The organism is Burkholderia sp. Bp8998, from assembly GCF_003854235.1.
Lineage (GTDB): Bacteria > Pseudomonadota > Gammaproteobacteria > Burkholderiales > Burkholderiaceae > Burkholderia.
The window spans coordinates 114,584-136,126 of sequence record NZ_QTQF01000022.1 but is presented as its reverse complement, the minus strand read 5'-3'; the positions used below and the strand labels follow the sequence as shown (position 1 = coordinate 136,126).

Genomic DNA, 21,543 nt, shown 5'->3' with positions numbered 1-21,543 from the left:
GGCCGTCGCGATGCGGCTATGCTCGCCCAACAGTTGCAAATGATTCTCCATTCGGTGTGCTGAATTTACCGCTTACGGACAAGCTGCATGTCCGTGCCCGGCGGAAAGGTGCCAACCGCCAATATCTTCGTGGTTGGCGTGGTTGGCATCGGAGTGGTGTGCGCCATGGAAACTCCAACAAAAGCGACCAGCACAGAGGCTGTTGTCAAATTGAGAAGAAGGGGTTTCATCAGATCCCAATCGCCTCTGCTTCCGGTCCCGTCAGATAGCAATCGCGGAAGCGCTCGTCGACGCGCTCCCACATCAGCCTCGAAAACAGCAGCGCTGCATTGAGCGGGCGATGATTAATCACTACGGAATCCGTCTCGCCCTCTTCGTTCATATGCGCAACGACCACCGTCTCGATCGGCATGCCCTGGATCTGCGAGCGATAGGATTCCATATACAACCCGTCGCCAATCGCGCCCTTGTAGCTGTGATGCTGGAATTCGTAGAGCGAGACTGCGTGTTTGATCACGGAAAGAATATCGGCTCGTCTTTCGATCGGACGCTTCAAGACGGTGGCTTCGAGCGTCGCGTTTTCAGCGAGGCTCGTCAGCCAGAGCGGCGCACCGCCAGCGGGTGCAATAACGGGGGCTGTGTCGTTGAATTTCATGCTGGGCGCTCCAGTTATGGTTTGCTCGTGATGCCTGCGCTAGCGACATCGAGCACTGCTTCGAGCGTGATGCGCGCTTTTTCGAGGCGACGTCGCGCGAGGCGTCCAACGCCCTCGCCGCGCTCGGACTCGCCCGCCAGCAGCGCATGAATATCGGGCAGCATCCAGATCGCGCCGCGCGTCCCCCATGCGCCATCCGGAATCTCGGTCGGGAAGACCCAGACGCGCGGTGCGACGTCATCGAACGGCCGGTTCTCCGCGCGCGCCACCGCTTCCGTGACGTTTCTGACGAGGGCGCGACGCGATTCGTCGGTGTATTGCCCCTCGGGTACAGACGGAATGATCCGGTAGCGGATCGTGTTCGTGCGTTCACCTCCGATGTAGATCGCAGCAGGCCGATGAAGATGGAATACGGTGACCTGCTGTGCGATCGGACTGGCGGGATCGTACCCTTCGGCCTCGATGAGGATGTCGGTCAGTTCCTTGACGAGGCGAGCTTCGCCCTCGGGCGTCAAGGCGTCCTCGGGCCACAGCGCATCAATCATTGGCATGATGCTGCTCCTGCTTTCAGTTCATTGGATGTGGCCATGATCTGGGTTTACTCCCGCGTCGAAAAGTGGCAGCATCGCCATTATTCGTGGAATTTCAGACAGGCAAATGGCCATTATCCGCATCTGGGTCTATGACGGAATCCTCGCGTCCGGCGTCGCTGGCCCCGTTGATGTCTTCAGCGCGGCCAATCAGTTCCACGCGCGCAAGGCTGCACCGGGCACGACACCCGCGCCCGTGTTCATATGGCGCGTGGAATCGCTCGATGGGCATCCCGTCACGGCTGCGTCGGGGCAGACCATCCACGTCGACGGAAGGATCGACCCGCGCAAACGGGCGGACGCCGTTCTGCTGACGGCACCGTTTTTCTCGAACATCGACGAGTTCATCGGGCGCCGCGAGCAGTTGAACGAACTGTCTTCCGCGCTGCGGCGCCAACGCAAGTCAGGCGCCGTGCTGGCGGCTTATTGCACGGCCAATTACCTGCTCGCCGAGGCCGGCCTGCTGGATGGCCGCGCCGCAACGACGCACTGGGCGAGAGCGTCGGACTTCGCGCGCCGCTATCCGCGAGTCGAAATTCGCGCGCAGGAACTGCTGATCGCGCAAGACGGCATCATCTCGGGCGGTTCCGTGACGTCGTATCTGAATCTGGCGGTGCAGCTGGTCGAAACATTCGCTGGCGAGGAACTCGCCGCGATGACTGCGAAGGCGCTGTTGATCGACATGAACCGGACTTCGCAGGCGTCCTTTGCAACGCTTCTCGAGGAACATGGGCATACCGACACGCTCGTCGCGCGCGCCCAGCAGCAGATGGAGGCTACGTTGCAGCAAGGATTCCGGTTGAGCGATCTGGCGGCGTCGCTTGCTGTCAGCGAACGCACGCTCAATCGCCGTTTCAAGGAAGCCGTCGGGCTCGCACCGTTGACGTATCTGCAAAATCTGCGCATCGAGGTCGCGAAACGCTTACTGGAAACGCGGCCAATTGGGCTCGAGATGGTGAGTCAACGTGTCGGTTATGGCGATATCAGCACATTTCGGCAATTGTTCAAGCGCAAGACCGGATTGTCCCCGAGTGAATATCAGATGCGGTTTTCGCATGCAGCGGCGAAGAATATGGGAGGCGAGCCAGGCGGCAAAGGCGGCTGAGGCCCCATATGTCCGATATTCCTCGAGAGATGGCAACGTTGCCACTTCCGCTCGTTTCACCAAAGCCCGATGATCAGACGAACCGCCATTGCTGAAACCCGAACATGACCGCAAACGCCTACTTCTCGACAAACCTGCTCTTTGCCTACGCAGCATATTTTGTTGGCACCGCGAGCCCACATTGACGAGCATCTACTCCCGCGGCGTGGTGCTCCGTCTCACCAATACCAAAGCCATCCTCGTATGGGTTTCAATCGTTGCTCTATCGTCGAACGGCAATGGGCCTGCTCATGGTGCTTTAGTGGCGGGCTGTGCGGCCATCGGATGTCTGGCGTTCGGTAGTTATGCGGTACTGTTTTCGACGGATTCGGCTCGCAGGATGCACACGCGGACCCGACGTGCCCTGGAGGGGTGCCTCGCGGTGGTGTTCGCAATTGCCGGTATCCGACTCCTGGCGTCGCGTCTGTAGAACGCTATCAATCGGTCCATCGAAGGCGTGCCTTGCAATTCGGCTTTCCTCTGTCGTCGCGCAAAAGACAAAAATCGTGTGCCGCGACGCCGTACTTCGATGACCGGTTCAAGCGCAAACCAGCCGCTTGAATGACATGGCCGCCTTGGCGACGAGCGGCAACTGTTGGCCGAACCCGGACCGACGATGGAGGCCGCCCCGCATCGTTGGCGGCTACGGACGCCGACGGCAGATGCCGACCCGCAACGGCCGTTCACGATTGCGTGGCATCAATGGCCGTTTCGTGGGGTATAGCGGCGCGCGGGTGCATTGGGCCGGGGTTTCCAAAGTTGTCTCGGCAATGTCCCGATGTGACCGCGCTGCTGTCGGCCGGGGTTTTAAAAGGCGCTCTTTATAACGCCCCCATCGGCTCGCAACGCGGCTCCCGTTGTGGCCGATGAAAGCGGACTGGCGATATAGGCCACGAGCGATGCAACCTCCTGCGGCGAACCGAATCGCTTGATGAGCGATGTGGGGCGGACCCTCTCGAAGAACTCCTGTTCGAACGCTTCAAACGATTTGCCGTGGGCGCTTGCAAGAGCCTCCACGAACTCGCCCACGCCACGCGATTTCGTCGGCCCCGGCAGCACGCTATTGACTGTAATGCCGGTGCCGGCAACGGCTTCGGCGAGCCCGCGCGACACGGCAATCTGCGCGGCTTTCGTCATCCCGTAGTGGATCATTTCAGCTGGAATCTGCACGCCGCTTTCGCTCGAAATGAAAATAATGCGCCCCCAGTTGGCACGCTTCATCGCGGGCAGAAACAGGCGAGCGAGGCGTACACCGCTCAACACGTTGACGTCGAAGAAACGCGACCAGTCGGCATCGGGGATCTCCTCGAACGGTTTAGGCTCGAAGATACCGAGGTTGTTGACGAGGATTTCGACGTCCGGATAGCGCGCTGCGAGTTCATCGGCCGCCGCAGCTGTGCCAAGATCGCCCGCAAAACCCGATACATCGCTGCCCGTCTCGGCTTTTAGTTGTGCGACCACGTCATTCACCGATGACTGCGAGCGGCCATTCACGATCACGCGCGCGCCCTCCCGCGCCAAAGTGCTGGCGATAGCGAAGCCAATGCCAGCGGTGCTGCCGCTTACCAATGCGAGTTTGCCTTGCAGATTCAGGTTCATGAGTCGTTTCCTTCTTGCATGAGTGGAGTAAAGCTGGCGACATCGCCTCGTATGAATCAGATGCCGACTGCGCAGAGAGATCACGTCCGGGTAATGGACGCGCCGCCGTCGACGAGCGATGCCGTACCGGTCACAAATGACGAATCGTCTGACGCGAGATACAGCACCGACCGGGCAAGTTCCTCCGGCTTTGCAACGCGCTTGAGCGCATGCAGGCCCGTGACGAACGCCTGCGATTCGTGGGTGTCGTTCATGCCGCGATACATGTCCGTGTCGACAGCGCCCGGCAACACCGCGTTCACGCGCACGCCTTGCGCGCCATATTCGGCAGCCAGTGCCTGCGTCAAGCCGATCAGGCCGGCCTTGCTCGCCGCGTAGGCCGCGGTGCCGGGAAACGCGAACGAGTAACCGACGAACGTCGACGTGAAGATGATCGATCCGCCGCCTTGCTTCACCATTTCCGGAATCTGATGTTTCGCGCCAAGGAAGGCGCTCGTCAAATTGGTCGACAGCGCGGCATTCCAGCCTGCTTCGGAAATACCGGTGCTCGGCCCCATCTCGCCGAGCGTACCGGCGTTGTTGTAGGCAATGTCCAGGCGGCCGAAGCGGCTCACCGCGAGCGCGACCAGCGCCTTCGCGAAGTCCTCCGACTGCACGTCACCCGCCAGATATGCGGCTTCGCCGCCTTCGCTGACGATCTCCGCAGCGAGCGTTTCCAGTTCCGCCGCGCGCCGCGCCGCGAGGACCACCTTGGCGCCTTCCTTCGCGAACAGCTTTGCAGTCGCACGGCCAATTCCCGCGCTGGCACCCGTGACGATCGCGACCTTTTCTGTCAAGCGTTGCATTGTCAATCTCCTGATGGACTTCATCGGCCAGTGCCCTATGCGTTGGCCCGTGGAAAGCAATATAGGCTTCAGTTCTGATAGTAAAAAGGTCCAAAATATGGTTCTATCATTCAGCTTTTGTGAATGAACCGAGGTGTTTGATGGATCGCCTGCGCGCCTTCGAGGTTTTCGTGACGGTGGTGAGCCGGGGCGGCTTCGCGCGCGCCGCGGACGCGCTCGGCACGTCGCCCGCCAATGTCACCCGTTATGTGAATGAACTGGAGGCACATCTGGGCACGCGCTTGTTGAATCGCTCGTCGCGCACGCTTTCTCTTACCGAGGGCGGCGAGACGCTTTACGCCCGTTGCAAGTCGATCCTCGACGACGTTGCCGAGACCGAGGGTCTGGTGTCATCGGCGTCAGTCGAGCCGCGCGGACGGCTACGCATCAATGCCCCCGTAAGCTTCGGCATTTTGTATCTGGCGCCGTTGTGGCCTGAGTTCATGCGGAAATACCCGGGAATCGAGCTCGACGTTGGCCTGATCGACCGCGTCGTCGATATCGTGGATGAAGGCTACGATCTCGCCATTCGTATCTCACGCGCCGGTTCGACCAGTCATGCGGCCCGCAAGCTGGCGACGTCGCAAAACATCCTGTGTGCGTCGCCGGCCTATCTGGCTCGTTTCGGCGTTCCGGCAGGTCCAGCGGACCTGGTCGGGCACCGCTGTATCGGCTATACGTATGCGGCCACGGGCGACGACTGGCAACTGATCGACGCGCGCGGCAAGCTTCACTCGGTGAAGGTCGACTGTCACATGCATACCAACAACGGCGATACGGCACGCACAGCCGCCCTCGCCGGACACGGCTTGATCTGGCAGCCCACTTTCCTGATCGGCAACGATCTCCGCGAAGGTCGGCTCGTTCATGTGTTGCCTGAGTACCGCTTGCCGGATATCGACATACTCGTGCTGTATCCGAGCCGTCGGCATCTGAGTGCCAGAGTGCGCGTCATGATCGACTACCTGGTCGATGCGTTCGGTGGCGTGCCCCCTTGGGACCGGAATGACGGAAAGTGGCCGAACGCCGACGTTCCTCCCCGGTGTTCCCCCGAAAATCCACGATGAACCATTTTTTTGGTCTCGCCGGCATCGCGCAACGATCCGGCCTCACACGTCAGGCCATCGTCCTCAACCAGTCGAGCAGATCCGACTGCGCGCCGCCGTCCTTCACGGGCTCCGGCGTCAGCAGACAATAATGCGAGCCGTCTTCGACGAAACCCATCGGCGCGACCAGGACACCGCTTTCAAGGTCGTCGCGCACGAGATGCCACGGACCAATCGCGACACCCAGCCCCGCAACAGCCGCCTGAAGGCTGAAATAGAAATGGTCGAACACCTGCCCGCGTCCGCTACCCGCCGGCTGATGCGCGGCCGCCGCCCATTCCTTCCATGCGTCCGGCCGCGTCCGGGTATGCAGTCGTGGCGCGCCCCGCTTCAACGCGCGACCGTCGCGACTGCCGGAAAACCACGTCTCCACGTTATCCGGCCGGCACACTGGACCGACGCTTTCCGTGAACAGCTTCTCGGCGTGATAACCGTCGGGCCACGCAAAGTCGTTGCGGCGGATCGCCATGTCGATACCGTGGTCGAACGAGAACGGGCCGCCCGCCGCGGCAAGATGGATATCGACGCCCGGACAGGTCGCCTGGAAGTCCGGCCAACGCGGAATCAGCCAGCGCATCAGCAGCGTGGGCTCGCACGACAGCACCCAACGCTGCGCCCGGGCCGCCTCGATCCGTAACTCGTTTGTGGCCTGTCTCATCAGATGCAGACCGTCATGGACGGCCTGCGCCAGCCTGCGGCCCGCATCGGTCAGGAAGACACGACGACTGCGCCGCTCGAACAACGCCACACCGAGATCGTCTTCGAGCAGACGCACCGCGCGACTGACGGCGCCGTGCGTCAAATGCAGTTCATCGGCGGCACGGCTGAAATGCTCATGGCGCGCCGCCACTTCGAAGCAGCGCAGGGCCATCAACGACGGCAGATTGGCGTGAACCTCATGTGAGTCAGACTCACCATTCCGGTCAGAAATCATCGTTTTTCCAGATGAACGTTGATCCCTAATATTGACGCATCACGATCAACTTCAACAGGACGATGCAATGACGGAATGGATAATCGTATTCACCATCACCTTGCTGGCTGTCATCAGCCCGGGGCCGGATTTCGCGATGGTCACGCGCAACAGCCTGATGCTGTCGCGCCGGTCGGGCTTGCTCACCGCGTGGGGGATCGGACTGGGCGTGACGGTACACGTGAGCTACACGCTGCTCGGCGTAGGCCTGCTGATCCGTCAATCCCCGTGGCTCTTCAATGCCGTCAAGCTCGTCGGCGCGATCTACCTGATCTACCTCGGCGCGAAGATGCTCGCGGCCAAGCCCGCTGACGGTCGGCCCGCGACGCAGGCCGCGCCGCTGTCGGATCTCGCGGCGCTGCGTACCGGTTTCCTGACCAACGCGCTGAATCCGAAAACCACCGTGTTCATCGTCAGCCTGTTCATGCAGGCCGTCCGCCCCGACACGCCATTGTTCGTACAGATCGCCTACGGCCTGTTCATCGCGCTGGCGCACGCGGGCTGGTTCAGTCTGGTGGCCGTCTGCTTCTCGGCCGAGGCTGTCCGTGATCGTTTGCTGTCCTTACGTCACTGGATCGACCGCACCTTTGGCGTCCTGCTCGTCGGCTTCGGGGTGATGCTCGCCGTTGCGCGCGGCAGCCGCTGATCGCCGCGCGCCGACGGTCGGGCCCGCGGTTCAGCCCGGATATCGGCATCCAACAGGCCGGTGCATGCGACACGCACCGGCCTTCGCTTCAGTTCATGCAGGAGGCCGCCAGCTTCCCCACCGCGATCACCGCCTGCTCGACCTCCGGCGACCACGGGCTGCTGTAGTTCAGCCGGATGAAGTTCCGGTAGTTGTCGGTGATCGAGAACATGTAGCCGGGGCCGATCGTGATCCCCTGCTCCAGCGCGAGCTGGTACAGCCGCATCGCATCGACCTGCGGCGGCAACTCGACCCACAGCACGTAGCCACCGGCCGGGCTCGAGATGCGCGTGCCCTCCGGAAAGAACCGCGACACCATCGCGCGCATCAGGTTCGCCTGCTGCGCATACGCCTTGCGCAAGCGCCGCAGGTGATGCTCGTAGCCGTCGCGCTCGAGAAACTCGGCGATCGCCAGTTGCGGCAGCGACGGCGTCGCCAGCGTGTTCAGGAACTTCAGCTTCTCGACCTGATCGCGGTACCGGCCCGGCAACGCCCAGCCGATCCGGTAGGCGGCCGTCAGGCTCTTCGAGAACGACGCGCAGTGCAGCACGATCCCGTTGCGATCGTAGGACTTCAGCGTGCTCGGATGCGACTCGCCGAAATACAGTTCGTTATACACACCGTTCTCGATGATCGGCATGTCGACGCGGGTCGCGAATTCCACCAGTTCGCGCTTGCGCTCGTCGGGCATCTGGAAACCAAGTGGATTCTGGAAGTTCGGCATCACCATGCATGCAGCGATCGGCTGCGACTTCGAAATGGCCGCGAGCGCCGCGATGTCGATTCCGTATTCCGGATGCGTCGCGACCTCGATCGCCTTCATCCCCATCCGTTCGATCGCGTGCAGCATCGCGTAGAACGTCGGCGACTCCACCGCGATCGTGTCGCCCGGTTTCGCGACCGCCTGCAGGCACAGGTTGATCGCCTCCGTCGCACCGACCGTCACGATGATCTCGTTCGGGTCGACCGACATCCCGTTTTCCAGATAGCGCCGCGCGATCTGCCGGATCAGGCGCGGATGGCCCGGCGGAAGCCCGTCGGTCACCCCCCACAGCGACTTGTCGCGGCCGGCCGCATACGCATACCGGTTCAGCTTCTCGAACGGAAACAGGCTCGGGTCCGGGTACGGCGAGCCGAGCGGCACCGCGTCGTCGGTGCCGATCGAGCGCAACGTCGACAAGACGAGCCGGCTCATGTCGACCGACGACGAGATCGCGATCGGCTTCGACGGCCGCAGCTCGCGCACCGGCGCGTGATTGTCATCGCGCCGCAGGTTCACGAAGTAACCCGACTGCGGGCGGCTTTCCAGCAGCCCGCGGCTTTCGAGCAGCAGGTACGCGTGCAGCACGGTCGTGATGCTGATCCGGTGCTGCTGGCTCGCCTGCCGCACCGACGGAATCCGGTCGCCGTGCCGGTACACGCCCTGGCGGATCAGGCGTTCGATGTCGTCCGCGAGTTTTTCGTAGAGCTTCATCGCATGCTCCCCGCCGGCCTGCGCTTGCGTGCCGCCGTCCCGTGCGCGTCCGATCCGCGCGTGTGCTGCCCGCCGACCGGGCTGTCGTGATGCCTGATTGCTCCCTCCGGTTTTGCCTTTTCCATCGCAGTGGCTCGCTTTTGAAGATGCGCCGGGAGGCCCGTGTTATCTGGGCCTGCGGCACTGTGCACTTGATGATGGAATCTTAAAAGCAGAACAGTTGGCGCGGAGTACACACATCGGATACGCACACAAGAGTACAGTTCGGCGCGAATTTGCGATTTCGTGCGAACTGTACGTCTTAGGAATTGGCGCGGTGAACGGTGATCGGAGGGCAAAGACCATCCGACGTGCGGCGCTGACGGCGCTGGCCGGCCCATGTCGTGCCGCCCCCAACGGGGATGGGTCGCGGCGGCCCGACCCGCACCGCCATAAGCATGGCGTCGGAACGATGCGTGGTGCCGCACGGGCGGTCAGCGAGTCTCGAGGATGAAGGGACAGAGATGCGGCTCCGTCCCGTGACGCAAAGCGCTCAGGCTGAATGCCGGCGCCCGGTTTGCGGATCAATGCATTCGCACGGTCGGCGGCGCGTCGAACTGATCGACGCCGGGCAGCCCGGCAGCAGGCGGCGTTATCGCGCCGCCTGCTGCCGCTGCACTTCCTGCGCTTTCATCTGCAGATACGCACCCCGCTCGACTTCATGCAGTTGCTGCGAATACTGCTCGGTCGCGTCGAACCAGCGCGCGAGCCGCTGGTCGACCGGCTTGTCGAGCGTCGCGAGATAGGTGTCGATCGCGAGGTAGTAGCGCATCGTGTTGCGCTCCAGCAATCCGCGCACGCCGCCGATGTATTGCGGCTGCGCGGCCGATGCGCCGCTGGCGACGGTGAAGCCGACCTTGTCGCTGCCGACCGTCGCGAGGTAGGTCTTCATCGCCATGCGGCCGACCGTGCCGAAGCCGTACGAATACGTGAGGTGCAGGAACGTGCGCGATGCGCCGACCGGCACGGCCTCCAGCGCGATCCGGTAGTCCTTGGTGCCCATCGGGCCGCTGTCGGCGGTCAGGTCGACCTGGAAGTAGTCGGGCGTCGCGGCGGCCACGCCATAGCGAAACTGCACGCGATAGGTATCCGACAGCTTCTGCGCGATCTTGCGGCCGAGGTTCACGTCGAGCACCGGGCCATCGCTGCCGGTCGATGCATGACAGTACTTCGTGTTCAGGTGCAGGATCAGCACCGCGCACCAGTTCGCGGGGCCCTGCGCGGGGTCGTTGAGCTTGCCGTTCACGACGGAGAACGGATAGTCGACGACCGCGTAGATGTCGCCCTTCAGCGACGACGATGCCTCGGACGACTCGAGGTACAGCGGGCGGTGGAACGGGTTGTTCTTCAGTTGCTCGCCGAGGCTGTGATAGCGGTCGAGCAGCGCCGCCGCGCCATCCGCGCCGAACGACAGCGCGCTCCAGCCGACGCATAGCGCGGCAACCAGCGCGTGCCAGGCGCGGCGCGCGTATCGTGGGGCTGGCGGGGCTTGCGGATGTTCGGATGTCTCCATTCTTGTGCTCCAGCGGAGGGCGCCGTGTTGGCGCGCATGGTTCACGGAATACGCCGACCGCTATCGGCTCCGCTTCACCGGTACCGGCAATTGCGCAGCGGTGATCCGGATCAGCGTCGACAGCCATTCGCGGTCATCCCAGCGCTCTCCCCCGATGACGAGATGCGGCTTCGCGGTCGGATACGGCGGACCTTCTTCACACGCACCGAGAAACGCACGTCCGTCCGGGGTCGGCTTGACGAACAGTCGGTCGTCGCACACCAGCGCGACCATTTTGCCGTCGCAGTAGATGCCATATTCGCCGAACATCTTGCGAGCCGATACCGTGCCCGCCGCAGCCATCTGCTCGACGATGAAATCGACGGTTCCCTGACTCGATGCCATCCGCCCGCTCCGTTACCGAATAACCCTTCTGACCGTCACCGATGCGGTGTCGTTCCGTTCAATTCCCGCGCAACCGCTCGGCTCATTTGTCAGCCGAAAACGCACTCGACATCTGCCGCGCCCGCTTCACGTCATCCCCGTGCAGATAAATCGACGTCGTCGAGATCGACGCATGCCGCAGGTTGTCGCGCACCGTCGTCAGCTCGGCGCCGCGCGCGAGCGCATGCGTCGCGTGCGTATGGCGCATCCAGTGCGGGCTCGCCTGCCGCAGCTTCTGCGCGAGCGCCGGGTTGTCGTCGTCGACGAGCGCGGCCGTCTGCGCGAAGAACCGCTGCATCACCTTCCACAGCCGCACGCTCGTGATCCCGGCCGCGCCGTCCTCCGCAAGGTTCGGAATCAGCGGCGTATCCGGCCGCCAGCGCACCGGCGTCACCGGCAGCCGCCGTGCGACCAGATGGCGATCGAGCGCCGTGCGCGCGAGCGGCGGCAGCGCGACGCGCGCGGCCTTGCTGCCTTTGCCGATCACCTTCAGCCATGCATCGCCGTGCGCGTCCGTGTCGATGTCGCCGAGCGTCGCGCCGACCAGTTCGCTTGCACGCAGCCCGGTCGCATAACCGAAATCGAGGATGAAGCGCAGCCGTTGCGCGGCGGCCGGCGTCCAGCCGGACTGCGGCGCGCCGGACGGCTTGTCCTTGCGAAACTCGAGCCCGTCCGCGATCGTGCGCACGAGCAGCCACTCGCCTTCGGTGAACGCATGCGACGTGTCGAGTGCGTTCGCGCCGCGCGTATCGCGCACCTTGACGCCGGCGAACGGATTCGCGAGCAGGTAGCGCTGCTCGATCAGCCAGCGGAACAGCGCGCCGAGCACCGACAGCGTATATGCGGCCGAACGCGCGGACAGCCCGCCTGAAAACGGCCGCCAGTCCGGCGCGCCGCGCGGCCGCACGGGGCCGATCCAGCGTTCGTGCGGCGTCGGGTTGCGCAAAAACGCGCGATACGCGACCGCATCCTCGGTCGTCAGCGACGACAGCGCGCGCCCGCGCTCGACGATCGCCCACAGGATCAGCCGCTCGGCCTCCTTCCGGTACGCGCGGCGCGTCGCGGCCGATTCGTGCAGCGACAGCCATGCGTGCACGGCCGCGTAATCGTTGTCTGCGTCGAGCGTGCTAGTCGCGCGCGGCGCACGAAACGTGCCTGCCGAGCCGTCGACTTCGTGTGGCAGCTTCAATTGCTCCCACGGCACGATGCCGCCGCGCGGCGTCGCCGCGATCAGCGCGCGTGCGCGCTCGGTCAGCTCGGGGTGTGCGGAAAAGAACGCCTCGATATGCCGCGCGCTCGCCACGCCGAGCCCCGCGATCGCGCGCCACCACTGACGCCGGCGCGGAATCCGCACGGTCAGGTCGGCCAGCGTCGCGATCCCGTGCGCACGCAGCGCGACGACCGCACGCGCCGGCAGCCACAGGCCGACGTCGTCGCTGATCTGCGGCACCGGCGGTCGCGCATGGCGCAGCAGGCCGATCGCATCGGTCGCGGCTTTCGCGATCCGCAGGCGCTCGCTGTCGGCATGACCGAGCTGCTCGGCGAGATCGGGCCGCCCGGCCTGCCGCGCGACACGCACGAGGCGACGACGAATCCCGCCGATCACGCCGCGCGCCGACCGCCCTTCGCCGAGCCGGCCGGGCAGGTAGCGCTCGACGGCCTGGCGCACGGTCATGCCCGCGTACCACGCACGCAGCGCGGCGAGTTCGTCGGCGTCGGGAAAGCCCGCGAGCGCGGGTGCGGAATCGGGGGAAGGCAGTGAGGCGAGGCGCGGTGTCATGAGCGCCAGTTTGACAGAACCGCGCACGCTCGAAAACGCCCGAAGCGCCGCAAGACACGTGCGCGATGCCGGACGATGCCCGTGACGACACCCATGTTGTCCGGGAAATCGTCGGCGACGTACTTGAAGGTCGACGCCATCCCGAACGCGAACACCGCACCGAGCACGACGGTCATCGCAACGAACCCGGCCAACGGCATCGCCAGGTTCAGCGACGCGGTGCCGTCGATCGTATGGATCACGAAGTCGGTCGCCGGATACGACAGCAGGAACAGCGCGATCCACGCAACCCACAGCCGCCACACGCGCGGGTCGCGCAACTCCTTGAACGCGTCGAGCATCGAGCCGCCCCGTTTGCCGGCCCCCGGATCGGGCGCCGACGCGAGTCAGCCCTCGCCCTTCGGCCCCGGGTTGAGCATCACGACAAAGCAGGCCACGCCGGCGATCAACGCGATCGCACCGCCACGCAGCGCGATCGTTTCGTCGAACAGCAGCCCGGTCACGACGGCCATCATCCCCGCGAGCGACACGAACACGGCGATCGCCGCGACGACGATCCGGTACTGGCGACGTATCATCGCGCCCTCGCCACGTCAGGCTGCCGCGGCGGAAGCCGGCACGCCGGCATCGTCGCCGCGAATCAGCAGCACCGGGCACTTCGAGCCGCGCACGAAGCGCTCGGCGACGCTCCCGAGCACCACGCGCCGGATGCCGCGCCGCCCGTGCGTGCCGACCACCGCGAGATCGATCCCGTGCTCGGTCACGTAACGCTGCAGGCGCTCCGCGATGTCCTCGCCGATGCTCTCGGTTTCGACGAGCTCGCCCTCGCCTTTCGCGCCGGCCTGCGCGATGACCTGTTCGGCTTCACGCAGCACCTTGCGCCCTTCGTCGCGGATTTCCTCGATGAGCGCGTGCGGGTCGATACGGCCCGCGTACGTGAACAGCACCGACTTGTCGACCACATACACGACGCTGACGTGCGTATCGCCCGCCAGTGCCACCTTCACTGCCTCGGCAAGCGCCTGTTTCGACGAAGCGCTGCCGTCGACGGCCACCATGATCTTCTTGTACATGCGAACCTCGCTGGGGTGAGTTGCCGGGCGCGGGGGCGCGCGGCCATGTCCCCATCATCGGCCCACGGCGGGTGCGAAGCTTGACGGCGATCAAGATTCCCCGGAAGCGCGTCGTGCGGCAAAGCGCCACGCGGCGCAATCGGCGCAATCGGCGCAACCGGCACGCCGGACCGGCGGCCACGCCTGCAACCGAGCGGTCCTGCCGCCGAAGGCGCTATCATCAATGTTGCGACCTTCGTCCGGCCCCTTTTTGCCGGTTCACCTTCAACTCGCTCAACCGACATGACAACGACTACCGAACGCGTGGACGGCGCCGCCCAGCATCTCGTCGCCGCCCGCCATGCCGGCGTGCCCGGCCCGCTGCTGCCCGACGCCTTGCGCCCCGAGAACGTCGATACCGCGCTCGCGATCCAGCATCGCGTCGCCGACCTGCTCGGCGAGACCATCGGCGGCTGGAAATGCGCGCTGCCGCCGCCCGAGCGCGTGATCGTCGCGCCGATCTTCGCGTCGACGATCCGCGAAGCCGATGCGCCGTACCGCGTCGTCGGCGGCCCGATCGTGCGGATCGAGCCGGAAATCGCGTTCGTGCTCGATCGCGACCTGCCCGCCCGCGCGCAGCCGTACGACGAGCGCGACGTGCGCGGCGCGATCCGTGAAGTGCGCATCGTGCTCGAAGTGCTGGGTTGCCGCTATGCGCAGCCCGCGCGCGCGTCGAAATTCGAACTGCTCGCCGACGGGCAGTTCAACCAGGGGCTGTGCGTGGGCCCCGTCGTGCCCGACGGGTTGAACGTGCCGCTCGAGACGCTCGCGCTGTCGTTCGAGGGGGCGCTGAATCGCACGATCGACGGCCGCCATCCGGACGGCGATCCGCTCAAGCCGCTCGTGTGGCTGGTGAATTTCCTCGCATCGCGCGGCGACGGGGCACGCGCCGGCCAGATCGTGACGACCGGTTCGTATGCGGGCGCGATCGACGTGCCGCTCGGCGATGCGCTGACGGTGCGCTTCGGCGAACTCGGCAGCCTGTCGGTGACGCTGACGGCCTGACGTTCAGCGGCGACGGACGGCGCCGCGCGTGAATCCCGGCGGGCGTGCGGCGCCCGGCCCTGCCTGCCGGCGCGACGTGATACCGTTGCACATCGCCCGTCACGCGCGCGAACCGCGTGCACTCCCGTCATTCGCCATGCCGCCGACACTGTTGCCCGCCCTGCTGAACGAAGTCCTGCGCACCGTCGATCGCCGCTACCGGTTGCCACCGCTCGTGCGTGCGTCGTCGCTGAGCGACGCCGCGAACCCGGCCACCGTCATCGCCATCGTGATCGAGGAAGCGCGCCGGATGCAGGCCGCCGGCCGACAGCCCGACCCGGCATTGCAACGCCGCTTCGTCGACGCGCTCGCGCGGATGATCCGCGACGCGATGGACGCGCAATCCGGCGACCCCGCCTTCCAGGCCGCGGTGATTCGACATGGCGCGGCGGCCGTGCGCGAATACGCATCGCTCGCCGCACATGCCGAGCAGGATCGGCGCACGCTGCGCTCGGGCGTCAACACGATCGCGCATCCGGCCCGGCTCGAACGGCACGCGCAGGCATGGCAACGCGAGCCGCTCGCGCGGCTGCATGCGGCCGCGGCCGGCGCATCGTGGGACGATCTCGATGCCACGCTGCGGCACCTGCTCGCGCGACCGGAGATGGCGACCGACACCGCGTTCGAGCAGGACATCGCCAGACTGAAGGACAGTGCCGCGCTGGCGCGGCTGCAGCGTCTCGATGCACTGTCGCAGGATCCGGACGTCCAGCAGTACCGCACGCTGTGGGGCCGCCAGGGTCCGCTCGAAGGCAGCGCGCTCGCCGTCGCGCAGGGCGTCACGTCGCAGCAGCGGGGCGCGGCCGTCGAAGCGCTGGCCGCGCAGGCGCTCGACGCGTTGGCCGCGCAGCTCGATGCGTGCGATGCGCACCGCACGTACCGCGTGGTCACGTCGATGCGCGTGCCGGCGTCGATTCCGGGCAAGCACGACCGCGCGAAAACCGAGTGGGATGCGGTGCTGCTCGAGCGCGCGCGCGGCGACGAGCCGTCGGCCGCGTGGCACGTCCGGTTCCTCGTCGAGGCGAAGGCGTCCGCGGATGCCGCGACGACCGATCTGCCGCGCCTGCTGCGCGGCCTGAGCCTGCTCGCGCAAGCCGACCCGGACACCGTCTATGCGTTCGACACGCGCGAAGGCGCGGTACGCCTGCACGGTGCGTCGCTGCACGCGCTGACGATCGACGATGCCGCATTGCAGCGCGAGGTGCTGTACTGCTGCGATGCGTCGGCAGACCCGGCGCCGCGCCTGCTGGGTGCCGCGAGCCGGATGCAGCTGCTGTCGGCGCCGGCGAGCCTCGAATACGCGAGCGCGCTCACGCGGCACCCGGACGCCGATCCGCACCGCCTCGGCGTCGTCTGGCACGCGCTGCTGGAACTGCCGTCATGGCGCGCGGTGCTGCACCAGTACGAATCGCTGCGGCAGGTTCGGGCGCTGATGGTGGGTGTCGACGACCTGATGGCCGCCATCGAGGGCGACATGGGCGACAGCGCCGCGAACGATGCGTGACGTGTGCGGTATCAACCGGACGAACGTGCGTGCGATGAGGCCGACGCACCGCTTCGTCGACAACGCGGTACCGCACCGCCACCAGTCGCGGCGTCGTCTCCCTTCGGCATGACGCGCAGGATTCCCAGGCTGATCGGCGCTGGCCGGCATGGCCGGCCAGCGCGGCGCGGCCCGCGCAAGCGGGCATGCGCCGATCGCGTCACGACTGGACGAAGGCCAGCAGGTCGGCGTTCAGCACATCGGCGTTGACGGTCAGCATGCCGTGCGAATAGCCCGGATACGTCTTCAGCGTGCCGTTCTTCAGCAGCTTGATCGACTTCAGCGCCGAGTCCGCGATCGGCACGATCTGGTCGTCTTCGCCGTGCAGCACGAGCGTCGGCACCGAGATCGACCGCAGGTCTTCGGTCTGGTCCGTTTCCGAGAAGGCCTTGATGCCTTCGTAGTGCGCCTTGGCGCTGCCTTCCATCCCCTGGCGCCACCAGTTCCGGATCACGCCCTGATGTACCGTCGCGCCGGGCCGGTTGAAGCCGTAGAACGGGCCCGACGGCACGTCCAGGAAGAATTGCGCGCGATTGTCGGCGAGCGCCTTGCGGAAGCCGTCGAAGACGTCGAGCGGCAGGCCTTCCGGATTGGCATCCGTCTTCAGCATCAGCGGCGGCACCGCGCTGACCAGCACCGCCTTCGCGACGCGGCCGGCCGGCTCGCCGTGGCGGGCCACGTAGCGCGCGACTTCGCCGCCGCCGGTCGAGTGACCGACATGAACCGCGTTGCGCAGGTCGAGCGCTTCGGCCACCGCGAACGCGTCCGCCGCGTAGTGATCCATGTCATGGCCGTCGGAAACCTGCGCCGACCGACCGTGGCCGCGGCGGTCGTGCGCGATCACGCGATAGCCCTTCTGGACGAAGAACAGCATCTGGGCATCCCAGTCGTCGGAGGACAGCGGCCAGCCATGGTGGAACACGATCGGCTGTGCATCCTTCGGGCCCCAGTCCTTGTAGAAGATCTCGACGTTGTCCTTCGTGGTGATGGTCGGCATGGCTGCAGGCTCCTTTGGGGTAGGTGAACGTCAAGTGCCGGCCGCCCGGGCGGGCGTCGGTTATGGACTGCGGCGCGGCGGCACACCGCGCCGGTCGATGCGGCACCTCGCTGTTGTAGCGGAAAACCGCGACCGTGTCATGAAGCCGATGACATGCATGCGCGGCCGGCACGCGCGCAAGTCGCTGCGTGCTACCGCGCGGCGCCGGCAGCCGGCGGCAAGAACAACGGCGCACCGGCCTGCGCCAGCGGTTTCACGCGCACGACTATGCTGCTTTCGTCATCGGTCCGGACGGGCACAATCTCGAGGCGGTGTGCTCGCATCCCGAGGCTTGATCGCCCGACGCAACTAACCGTGGGCTTTGCCGCACACGACGCATCGCGCGTCAACCGTCCGTCGACACGGTCACCGCCTCCCACGCGCGCATCTCGTCTTCGAGCGCCGCCCATTTGGCGCGCACGAGGCGCAGCGCATCGCTGCCGAGCAACAGATGGGCCGGCGGACGGTCCGCCGCAATGACAGCGAGCATCGCGCGCGCGGCCTTGGCGGGATCGCCCAATTGCCGGCCGCTTTTTTCCTCGCGCGCCTGGCGGATCGGATCGAAGATCGCGTCGTAGTCGGCGATCGAGCGCGGCGTGCGTGCCATCGAGCGGCCGGCCCAGTCGGTACGGAATGAGCCCGGCGCGACGGCGGTCACCGCGATGCCGAACGGCTCGAGCTCCTTGCCGAGCGTGTCGGAAATTCCTTCCAGCGCGAACTTGCTGCCGCAGTAATAGGCAATGCCGGGCATCGTGATGTGGCCGCCCATCGACGTGATGTTCAGAATGCGGCCGCGCCGGCGTTCGCGCATGAACGGCACGACGGCCTTCATCATCGCGACGGCGCCGAATACGTTGACGTCGAACTGTCGGCGCATTTCCGACAGCGGCGACTCCTCCATGATGCCTTCGTGCCCGTAGCCGGCGTTGTTCACCAGCACGTCGACGGGGCCGACGCTCGACTCGATCTCCGCGACGACGCCGTCGATGCGTTCGAAGTCGGTCACGTCGAGCACGCGCCCGATGGCCGCATGCGGGGACAGCGCTTCGAACGCCTGCCTGGCCTCGTCACTCCTGACGGTGCCGACCACCGTATGACCCGCGGCCAGCGCCTCCTGCGCGAGCGCGCGGCCGAAGCCGCTGCTGACGCCGGTGATGAGCATGAGGTTGCCGGATGCCATGTGAGCTTCTCCCAAATGATGATCGAAGCGTGCATACTAGTCTGACGATCTACGCCAAATAAGCCAGATTCCGCTTATTTTCTTGCATAAAACTATGAGCGCCGCGCCCTCCTCGCCCCGATCGCCGTCGCTGCCCGCGCGCGGCCGCCAACGCCTGATCGCGTTGCTGCATGCGATGGCGCCGGACGAAGGCTACAACCTGACCGCGTTGCCGAGCGTGCGCATCCTGCGTTCGAACCGCGCGCTGTCGCGCACGCCGGTCCTGTACGACCCGGGCATCGTGATCGTGTGCCAGGGCCGCAAGCGCGGCTATTTCGGCGGTGAACGCTATCTGTACGACGAGGATCACTATCTGGCGGTGTCGGTGCCCGTGCCGTTCAGCATGGAAACCGACGCGACGGCGGAGCAGCCGCTGCTCGCGCTGTATCTGCACCTCGATTTCCCGATGGCCGCCGAACTGGCCGCGCAGATCGACCGCGCGGGGAGCGCGGAGCCCGTGCAGGCGCCGCGGAGCATGATATCGACGCCGATGGACGAAGCGATGCAGGCGAGCGTGCTGCGTTTCGTCGAGGCGATGCATCGGCCGCTCGAAGCAGCGGTGCTCGGGCCGGGGCTGCTGCGCGAGCTGTATTTCCGCGTGCTCACCGGCGCGCAGGGCAGCGCAATGAGAAACGCGCTGGCGATGCGCGGCCAGTTCGGCCGGATCGGCCGTTCGCTGCGCATGATCCACGCCGACTACGCGCAGGCGCTCGACGTGTCGCGACTGGCTGGCGAAGCCGGCATGAGCGTGCCGAGCTTCCACAGCCACTTCAAGGCGATCACGCAGGTGTCGCCGATGCAGTACCTGAAGTCGACGCGACTGCATCAGGCACGCCTGCTGATGCTGCGTCAGGACCTGACGGCGGAGGCGGCCGGGTACGCAGTCGGCTATACGAGCCCGTCGCAGTTCAGCCGGGAGTTCAAGCGGCTGTTCGGGCTCACGCCCGCGCAGGAGACGAAGCGCATGCGCGCGCAGTTCGCGATTCCGGCGGCATTCGACGATGCGGTGTATGTGTCGTCGCATTGACGTGCCGCATCCCGCCGCGCGTCAACGCCGTCATCGCGCGCCCACCTTCCACACCGTCACCTCGTGCAGCATCTGACCCGGCTTGAGCACGGTCGTCGGGAACGACGGATGGTTCGGCGAATGGGGGAAGTGCTCGGCTTCCAGCGCGAACGCGTCGGTCTGCCGGCAAGCCCGCCCTTGCCCGCCGACCGTTGCGAACGCACAGATCCGTAGTAGCGGGCGGAGCGGCCAACATGGAATGCCTCCGAAGCCGGTTTCTTCGCGACGGTGCGCAAATCGCGTGCCTGCACGGCGCCCGGCGATATGCCGATCGACGCGCTCACGCAGTGCCGTCGGCCGTCGCGCACGAACGTCGACGACGGTCGACACGCGCCGCTTCGCATCACCGCAGGTCCCGATCGTCGCGCGGCCCGGTCACAGCTTCGAAATGGCCGCCTCGATCCCAGATGACGACCTTACGTGCGTCCGGCTCGTCGGACCCGAGGCTATCCCGGTGGACGACGCCGTTCAGTTCCGATATGACTTCGACCTTCAATTTCGGCTGCACGCCGGGATCGGCGTTGATCAGATCGACCAGCCTCCGTGCGGGTGCGCTGCCGGCAGAGAGCTTTTCGCCGTCGGGGAGACGCTCGCCCGGAACATTCTTGAGAATCTCGCGATACTGATTGACCAGCGCAGGATGCAACGAATCGAAGTTGCCGGTCGCATGCTGGAGCACCGAAATCAGGAAACAGTTGTTGGTGCCACCGGGGGTGATGCCGTCATTCGGTACGGCGCGCATCCCTGCCTGCGTCAGTGCCCGTTCGATGCGAGGCGAGGTCATGCTCGCAGCGACTGCTTCCTGTAAGTACTCGAGCTTGCTCGAATAGAGTTGTTGTCTTTCGGCCGGCAAGTCGTCCCAATCGGTGATGCGGCCACCGTGAGCCGTCGCGCCGGCGTCGAAATGCTCGTCGATTGCAGGTAGGTCCTTGAGAAAGGCCTCCGTGCGGCTCTGCTCCAGCGCGAGGCGCAGTTGCGCCTGTTCTTCCGCGAGCGTGGCGGGGGGCCGCAAGTCGGTAAAGGTTCGCGAAGGCGCTGCGTGCGATGACGCATTTGCAGTTAGCCGCGGCACGTGGACCGGCGGCCGGGGCCAGTCGATGTGCAGCTGTGCGAAGACCGAGTCACGGGTTGGCGGCATCGGCGCAGATGGCGACGCCGGGCCTGCGGCCGCAAACATCCGACTCGCGGCAGTCGCTTCGGCTGGAGGGCGTCGAATCGAAACCGCGGCAATCGCCGATGTCGCGGCGCCCGGACGCCCAGGGCGCAGCAGTGGCGCGGACAGCGCGCTGCGCTGCCGCGCAACGGCATCGGTGGCAGCGCGGGGCGCTGGCGCAGCGAGGCCGGCAAGCGGGCCGGCCGGCCGGTGCGTCGTACGGACGGTACGCGCGATCGCGTGCGCCTCGTGCATGGCCTCCAAGACCGGCAACAATGCACTGGTGATTCTGTTGACCATCGACGCTCCCCACCTCAAGATTTTCAGGCCGACCGGTTCCCGTCTTCAAAACAGTATCGAGCCGCTCGATACGAAAGGTAAGCACGCGCGCGTGCCGATACAATGCAAACCGCGACACCGGATCGTATTGCTTCGCAACCCGAAACATTGCTTCGCCGAGATTGCCATGTGCCCGGTGAGCGCCCCGATCCGCGTTCGGTCGAAA

Annotated in this window: 20 protein-coding genes and 4 pseudogenes; 8 read left to right on the top strand and 16 right to left on the bottom strand. The window is 65.7% G+C overall.

Annotation, left to right across the window (positions count from 1 at the left end):
• Positions 1–229: 229 nt before the first annotated feature.
• Both DIE06_RS22125 and DIE06_RS22120 read right to left on the bottom strand, forming a co-directional pair.
• Positions 230–655 carry a hypothetical protein gene (locus DIE06_RS22125; protein WP_124663178.1) on the bottom strand — a complete coding sequence of 142 codons (426 nt, stop codon included), beginning with the start codon at positions 653–655 and terminating at the stop codon, positions 230–232.
• Between the two features lie 14 nt (positions 656–669).
• On the bottom strand, positions 670–1,206 hold the full coding sequence (locus DIE06_RS22120; RefSeq protein WP_124663177.1) for a tautomerase family protein: 537 nt from the start codon (positions 1,204–1,206) through the stop codon (positions 670–672).
• Positions 1,207–1,312: 106 nt separating this feature from the next.
• Here DIE06_RS22120 and DIE06_RS22115 point away from each other — a divergent pair, with 106 nt between their 5' ends.
• Together DIE06_RS22115 and DIE06_RS22110 are read left to right on the top strand one after the other, a co-directional pair.
• Positions 1,313–2,350 (top strand): GlxA family transcriptional regulator, encoded by a 1,038-nt coding sequence (locus DIE06_RS22115; protein WP_124663176.1) that lies wholly within the window; start codon positions 1,313–1,315, stop codon positions 2,348–2,350.
• Between the two features lie 181 nt (positions 2,351–2,531).
• Positions 2,532–2,819 (top strand): annotated as a pseudogene (locus DIE06_RS22110) (LysE family transporter); the annotation flags it as partial.
• A gap of 377 nt (positions 2,820–3,196) precedes the next feature.
• Here the strand turns inward: DIE06_RS22110 and DIE06_RS22105 are convergent.
• Positions 3,197–3,988, bottom strand: a complete 792-nt coding sequence (locus DIE06_RS22105; RefSeq protein WP_124663174.1) for an SDR family NAD(P)-dependent oxidoreductase — start codon at positions 3,986–3,988, stop codon at positions 3,197–3,199.
• 80 nt (positions 3,989–4,068) lie between these two features.
• Positions 4,069–4,833, bottom strand: a complete 765-nt coding sequence (locus tag DIE06_RS22100) for an SDR family oxidoreductase (protein ID WP_124599869.1) — start codon at positions 4,831–4,833, stop codon at positions 4,069–4,071.
• A 140-nt stretch (positions 4,834–4,973) separates the two neighbouring features.
• Between DIE06_RS22100 and DIE06_RS22095 the strand changes: the two genes are divergently transcribed.
• Positions 4,974–5,939: a LysR family transcriptional regulator gene (locus DIE06_RS22095; RefSeq protein ID WP_124663173.1), complete on the top strand. Its 966-nt coding sequence runs from the start codon at positions 4,974–4,976 to the stop codon at positions 5,937–5,939.
• Between the two features lie 49 nt (positions 5,940–5,988).
• Here DIE06_RS22095 and DIE06_RS22090 read toward each other — a convergent pair whose 3' ends face one another.
• A complete protein-coding gene (locus DIE06_RS22090; RefSeq protein WP_124663172.1) occupies positions 5,989–6,912 on the bottom strand; it encodes a LysR family transcriptional regulator in 924 nt (307 codons plus the stop codon).
• 67 nt (positions 6,913–6,979) lie between these two features.
• Between DIE06_RS22090 and DIE06_RS22085 the strand changes: the two genes are divergently transcribed.
• Positions 6,980–7,597: a LysE family translocator gene (locus tag DIE06_RS22085; RefSeq protein WP_124663171.1), complete on the top strand. Its 618-nt coding sequence runs from the start codon at positions 6,980–6,982 to the stop codon at positions 7,595–7,597.
• An 88-nt stretch (positions 7,598–7,685) separates the two neighbouring features.
• On the opposite strand, the gene DIE06_RS22080 is transcribed toward DIE06_RS22085, so the two are convergent.
• From DIE06_RS22080 to DIE06_RS22050, 7 genes and pseudogenes are all read right to left on the bottom strand, one after another.
• Positions 7,686–9,110, bottom strand: coding sequence for a PLP-dependent aminotransferase family protein (locus DIE06_RS22080; protein WP_124663170.1), 1,425 nt, complete (start codon positions 9,108–9,110; stop codon positions 7,686–7,688).
• Between the two features lie 631 nt (positions 9,111–9,741).
• Positions 9,742–10,662: a hypothetical protein gene (locus DIE06_RS22075; protein ID WP_124663169.1), complete on the bottom strand. Its 921-nt coding sequence runs from the start codon at positions 10,660–10,662 to the stop codon at positions 9,742–9,744.
• Positions 10,663–10,722: 60 nt separating this feature from the next.
• Entirely contained in the window at positions 10,723–11,046 is a 324-nt protein-coding gene (locus tag DIE06_RS22070) for a TfoX/Sxy family protein (protein ID WP_124663168.1), read from the bottom strand.
• Positions 11,047–11,128: 82 nt separating this feature from the next.
• Entirely contained in the window at positions 11,129–12,865 is a 1,737-nt protein-coding gene (locus DIE06_RS22065; RefSeq protein ID WP_124663167.1) for a site-specific integrase, read from the bottom strand.
• Positions 12,866–12,936: 71 nt separating this feature from the next.
• Positions 12,937–13,248 (bottom strand): annotated as a pseudogene (locus tag DIE06_RS22060) (MFS transporter); the annotation flags it as partial.
• A 3-nt stretch (positions 13,249–13,251) separates the two neighbouring features.
• Positions 13,252–13,443 carry a DUF2964 family protein gene (locus DIE06_RS22055; protein ID WP_124613092.1) on the bottom strand — a complete coding sequence of 64 codons (192 nt, stop codon included), beginning with the start codon at positions 13,441–13,443 and terminating at the stop codon, positions 13,252–13,254.
• Between the two features lie 15 nt (positions 13,444–13,458).
• A complete protein-coding gene (locus DIE06_RS22050; RefSeq protein WP_124663166.1) occupies positions 13,459–13,938 on the bottom strand; it encodes a universal stress protein in 480 nt (159 codons plus the stop codon).
• Positions 13,939–14,220: 282 nt separating this feature from the next.
• Here DIE06_RS22050 and DIE06_RS22045 point away from each other — a divergent pair, with 282 nt between their 5' ends.
• A complete protein-coding gene (locus DIE06_RS22045) occupies positions 14,221–14,982 on the top strand; it encodes a 2-keto-4-pentenoate hydratase (RefSeq protein WP_124663165.1) in 762 nt (253 codons plus the stop codon).
• A gap of 136 nt (positions 14,983–15,118) precedes the next feature.
• Entirely contained in the window at positions 15,119–16,525 is a 1,407-nt protein-coding gene (locus tag DIE06_RS22040) for a 3-deoxy-D-arabino-heptulosonate 7-phosphate synthase (protein WP_124663164.1), read from the top strand.
• Between the two features lie 199 nt (positions 16,526–16,724).
• On the opposite strand, the gene DIE06_RS22035 is transcribed toward DIE06_RS22040, so the two are convergent.
• Positions 16,725–17,561: an alpha/beta fold hydrolase gene (locus DIE06_RS22035; RefSeq protein WP_124663163.1), complete on the bottom strand. Its 837-nt coding sequence runs from the start codon at positions 17,559–17,561 to the stop codon at positions 16,725–16,727.
• A gap of 165 nt (positions 17,562–17,726) precedes the next feature.
• On the opposite strand from DIE06_RS22035, the pseudogene DIE06_RS39075 reads away from it, so the two are divergent.
• Positions 17,727–17,896, top strand: a pseudogene (locus DIE06_RS39075) (VOC family protein); the annotation flags it as partial.
• 50 nt (positions 17,897–17,946) lie between these two features.
• Here DIE06_RS39075 and DIE06_RS22025 read toward each other — a convergent pair.
• On the bottom strand, positions 17,947–18,780 hold the full coding sequence (locus tag DIE06_RS22025; protein WP_124663162.1) for an oxidoreductase: 834 nt from the start codon (positions 18,778–18,780) through the stop codon (positions 17,947–17,949).
• A 94-nt stretch (positions 18,781–18,874) separates the two neighbouring features.
• Between DIE06_RS22025 and DIE06_RS22020 the strand changes: the two genes are divergently transcribed.
• On the top strand, positions 18,875–19,846 hold the full coding sequence (locus DIE06_RS22020) for an AraC family transcriptional regulator (protein ID WP_124663161.1): 972 nt from the start codon (positions 18,875–18,877) through the stop codon (positions 19,844–19,846).
• A gap of 30 nt (positions 19,847–19,876) precedes the next feature.
• Here the strand turns inward: DIE06_RS22020 and DIE06_RS22015 are convergent.
• Positions 19,877–20,017 (bottom strand): annotated as a pseudogene (locus DIE06_RS22015) (galactose-1-epimerase); the annotation flags it as partial.
• 211 nt (positions 20,018–20,228) lie between these two features.
• On the bottom strand, positions 20,229–21,338 hold the full coding sequence (locus DIE06_RS22010) for a hypothetical protein (protein ID WP_124663160.1): 1,110 nt from the start codon (positions 21,336–21,338) through the stop codon (positions 20,229–20,231).
• Positions 21,339–21,543: the final 205 nt, after the last annotated feature.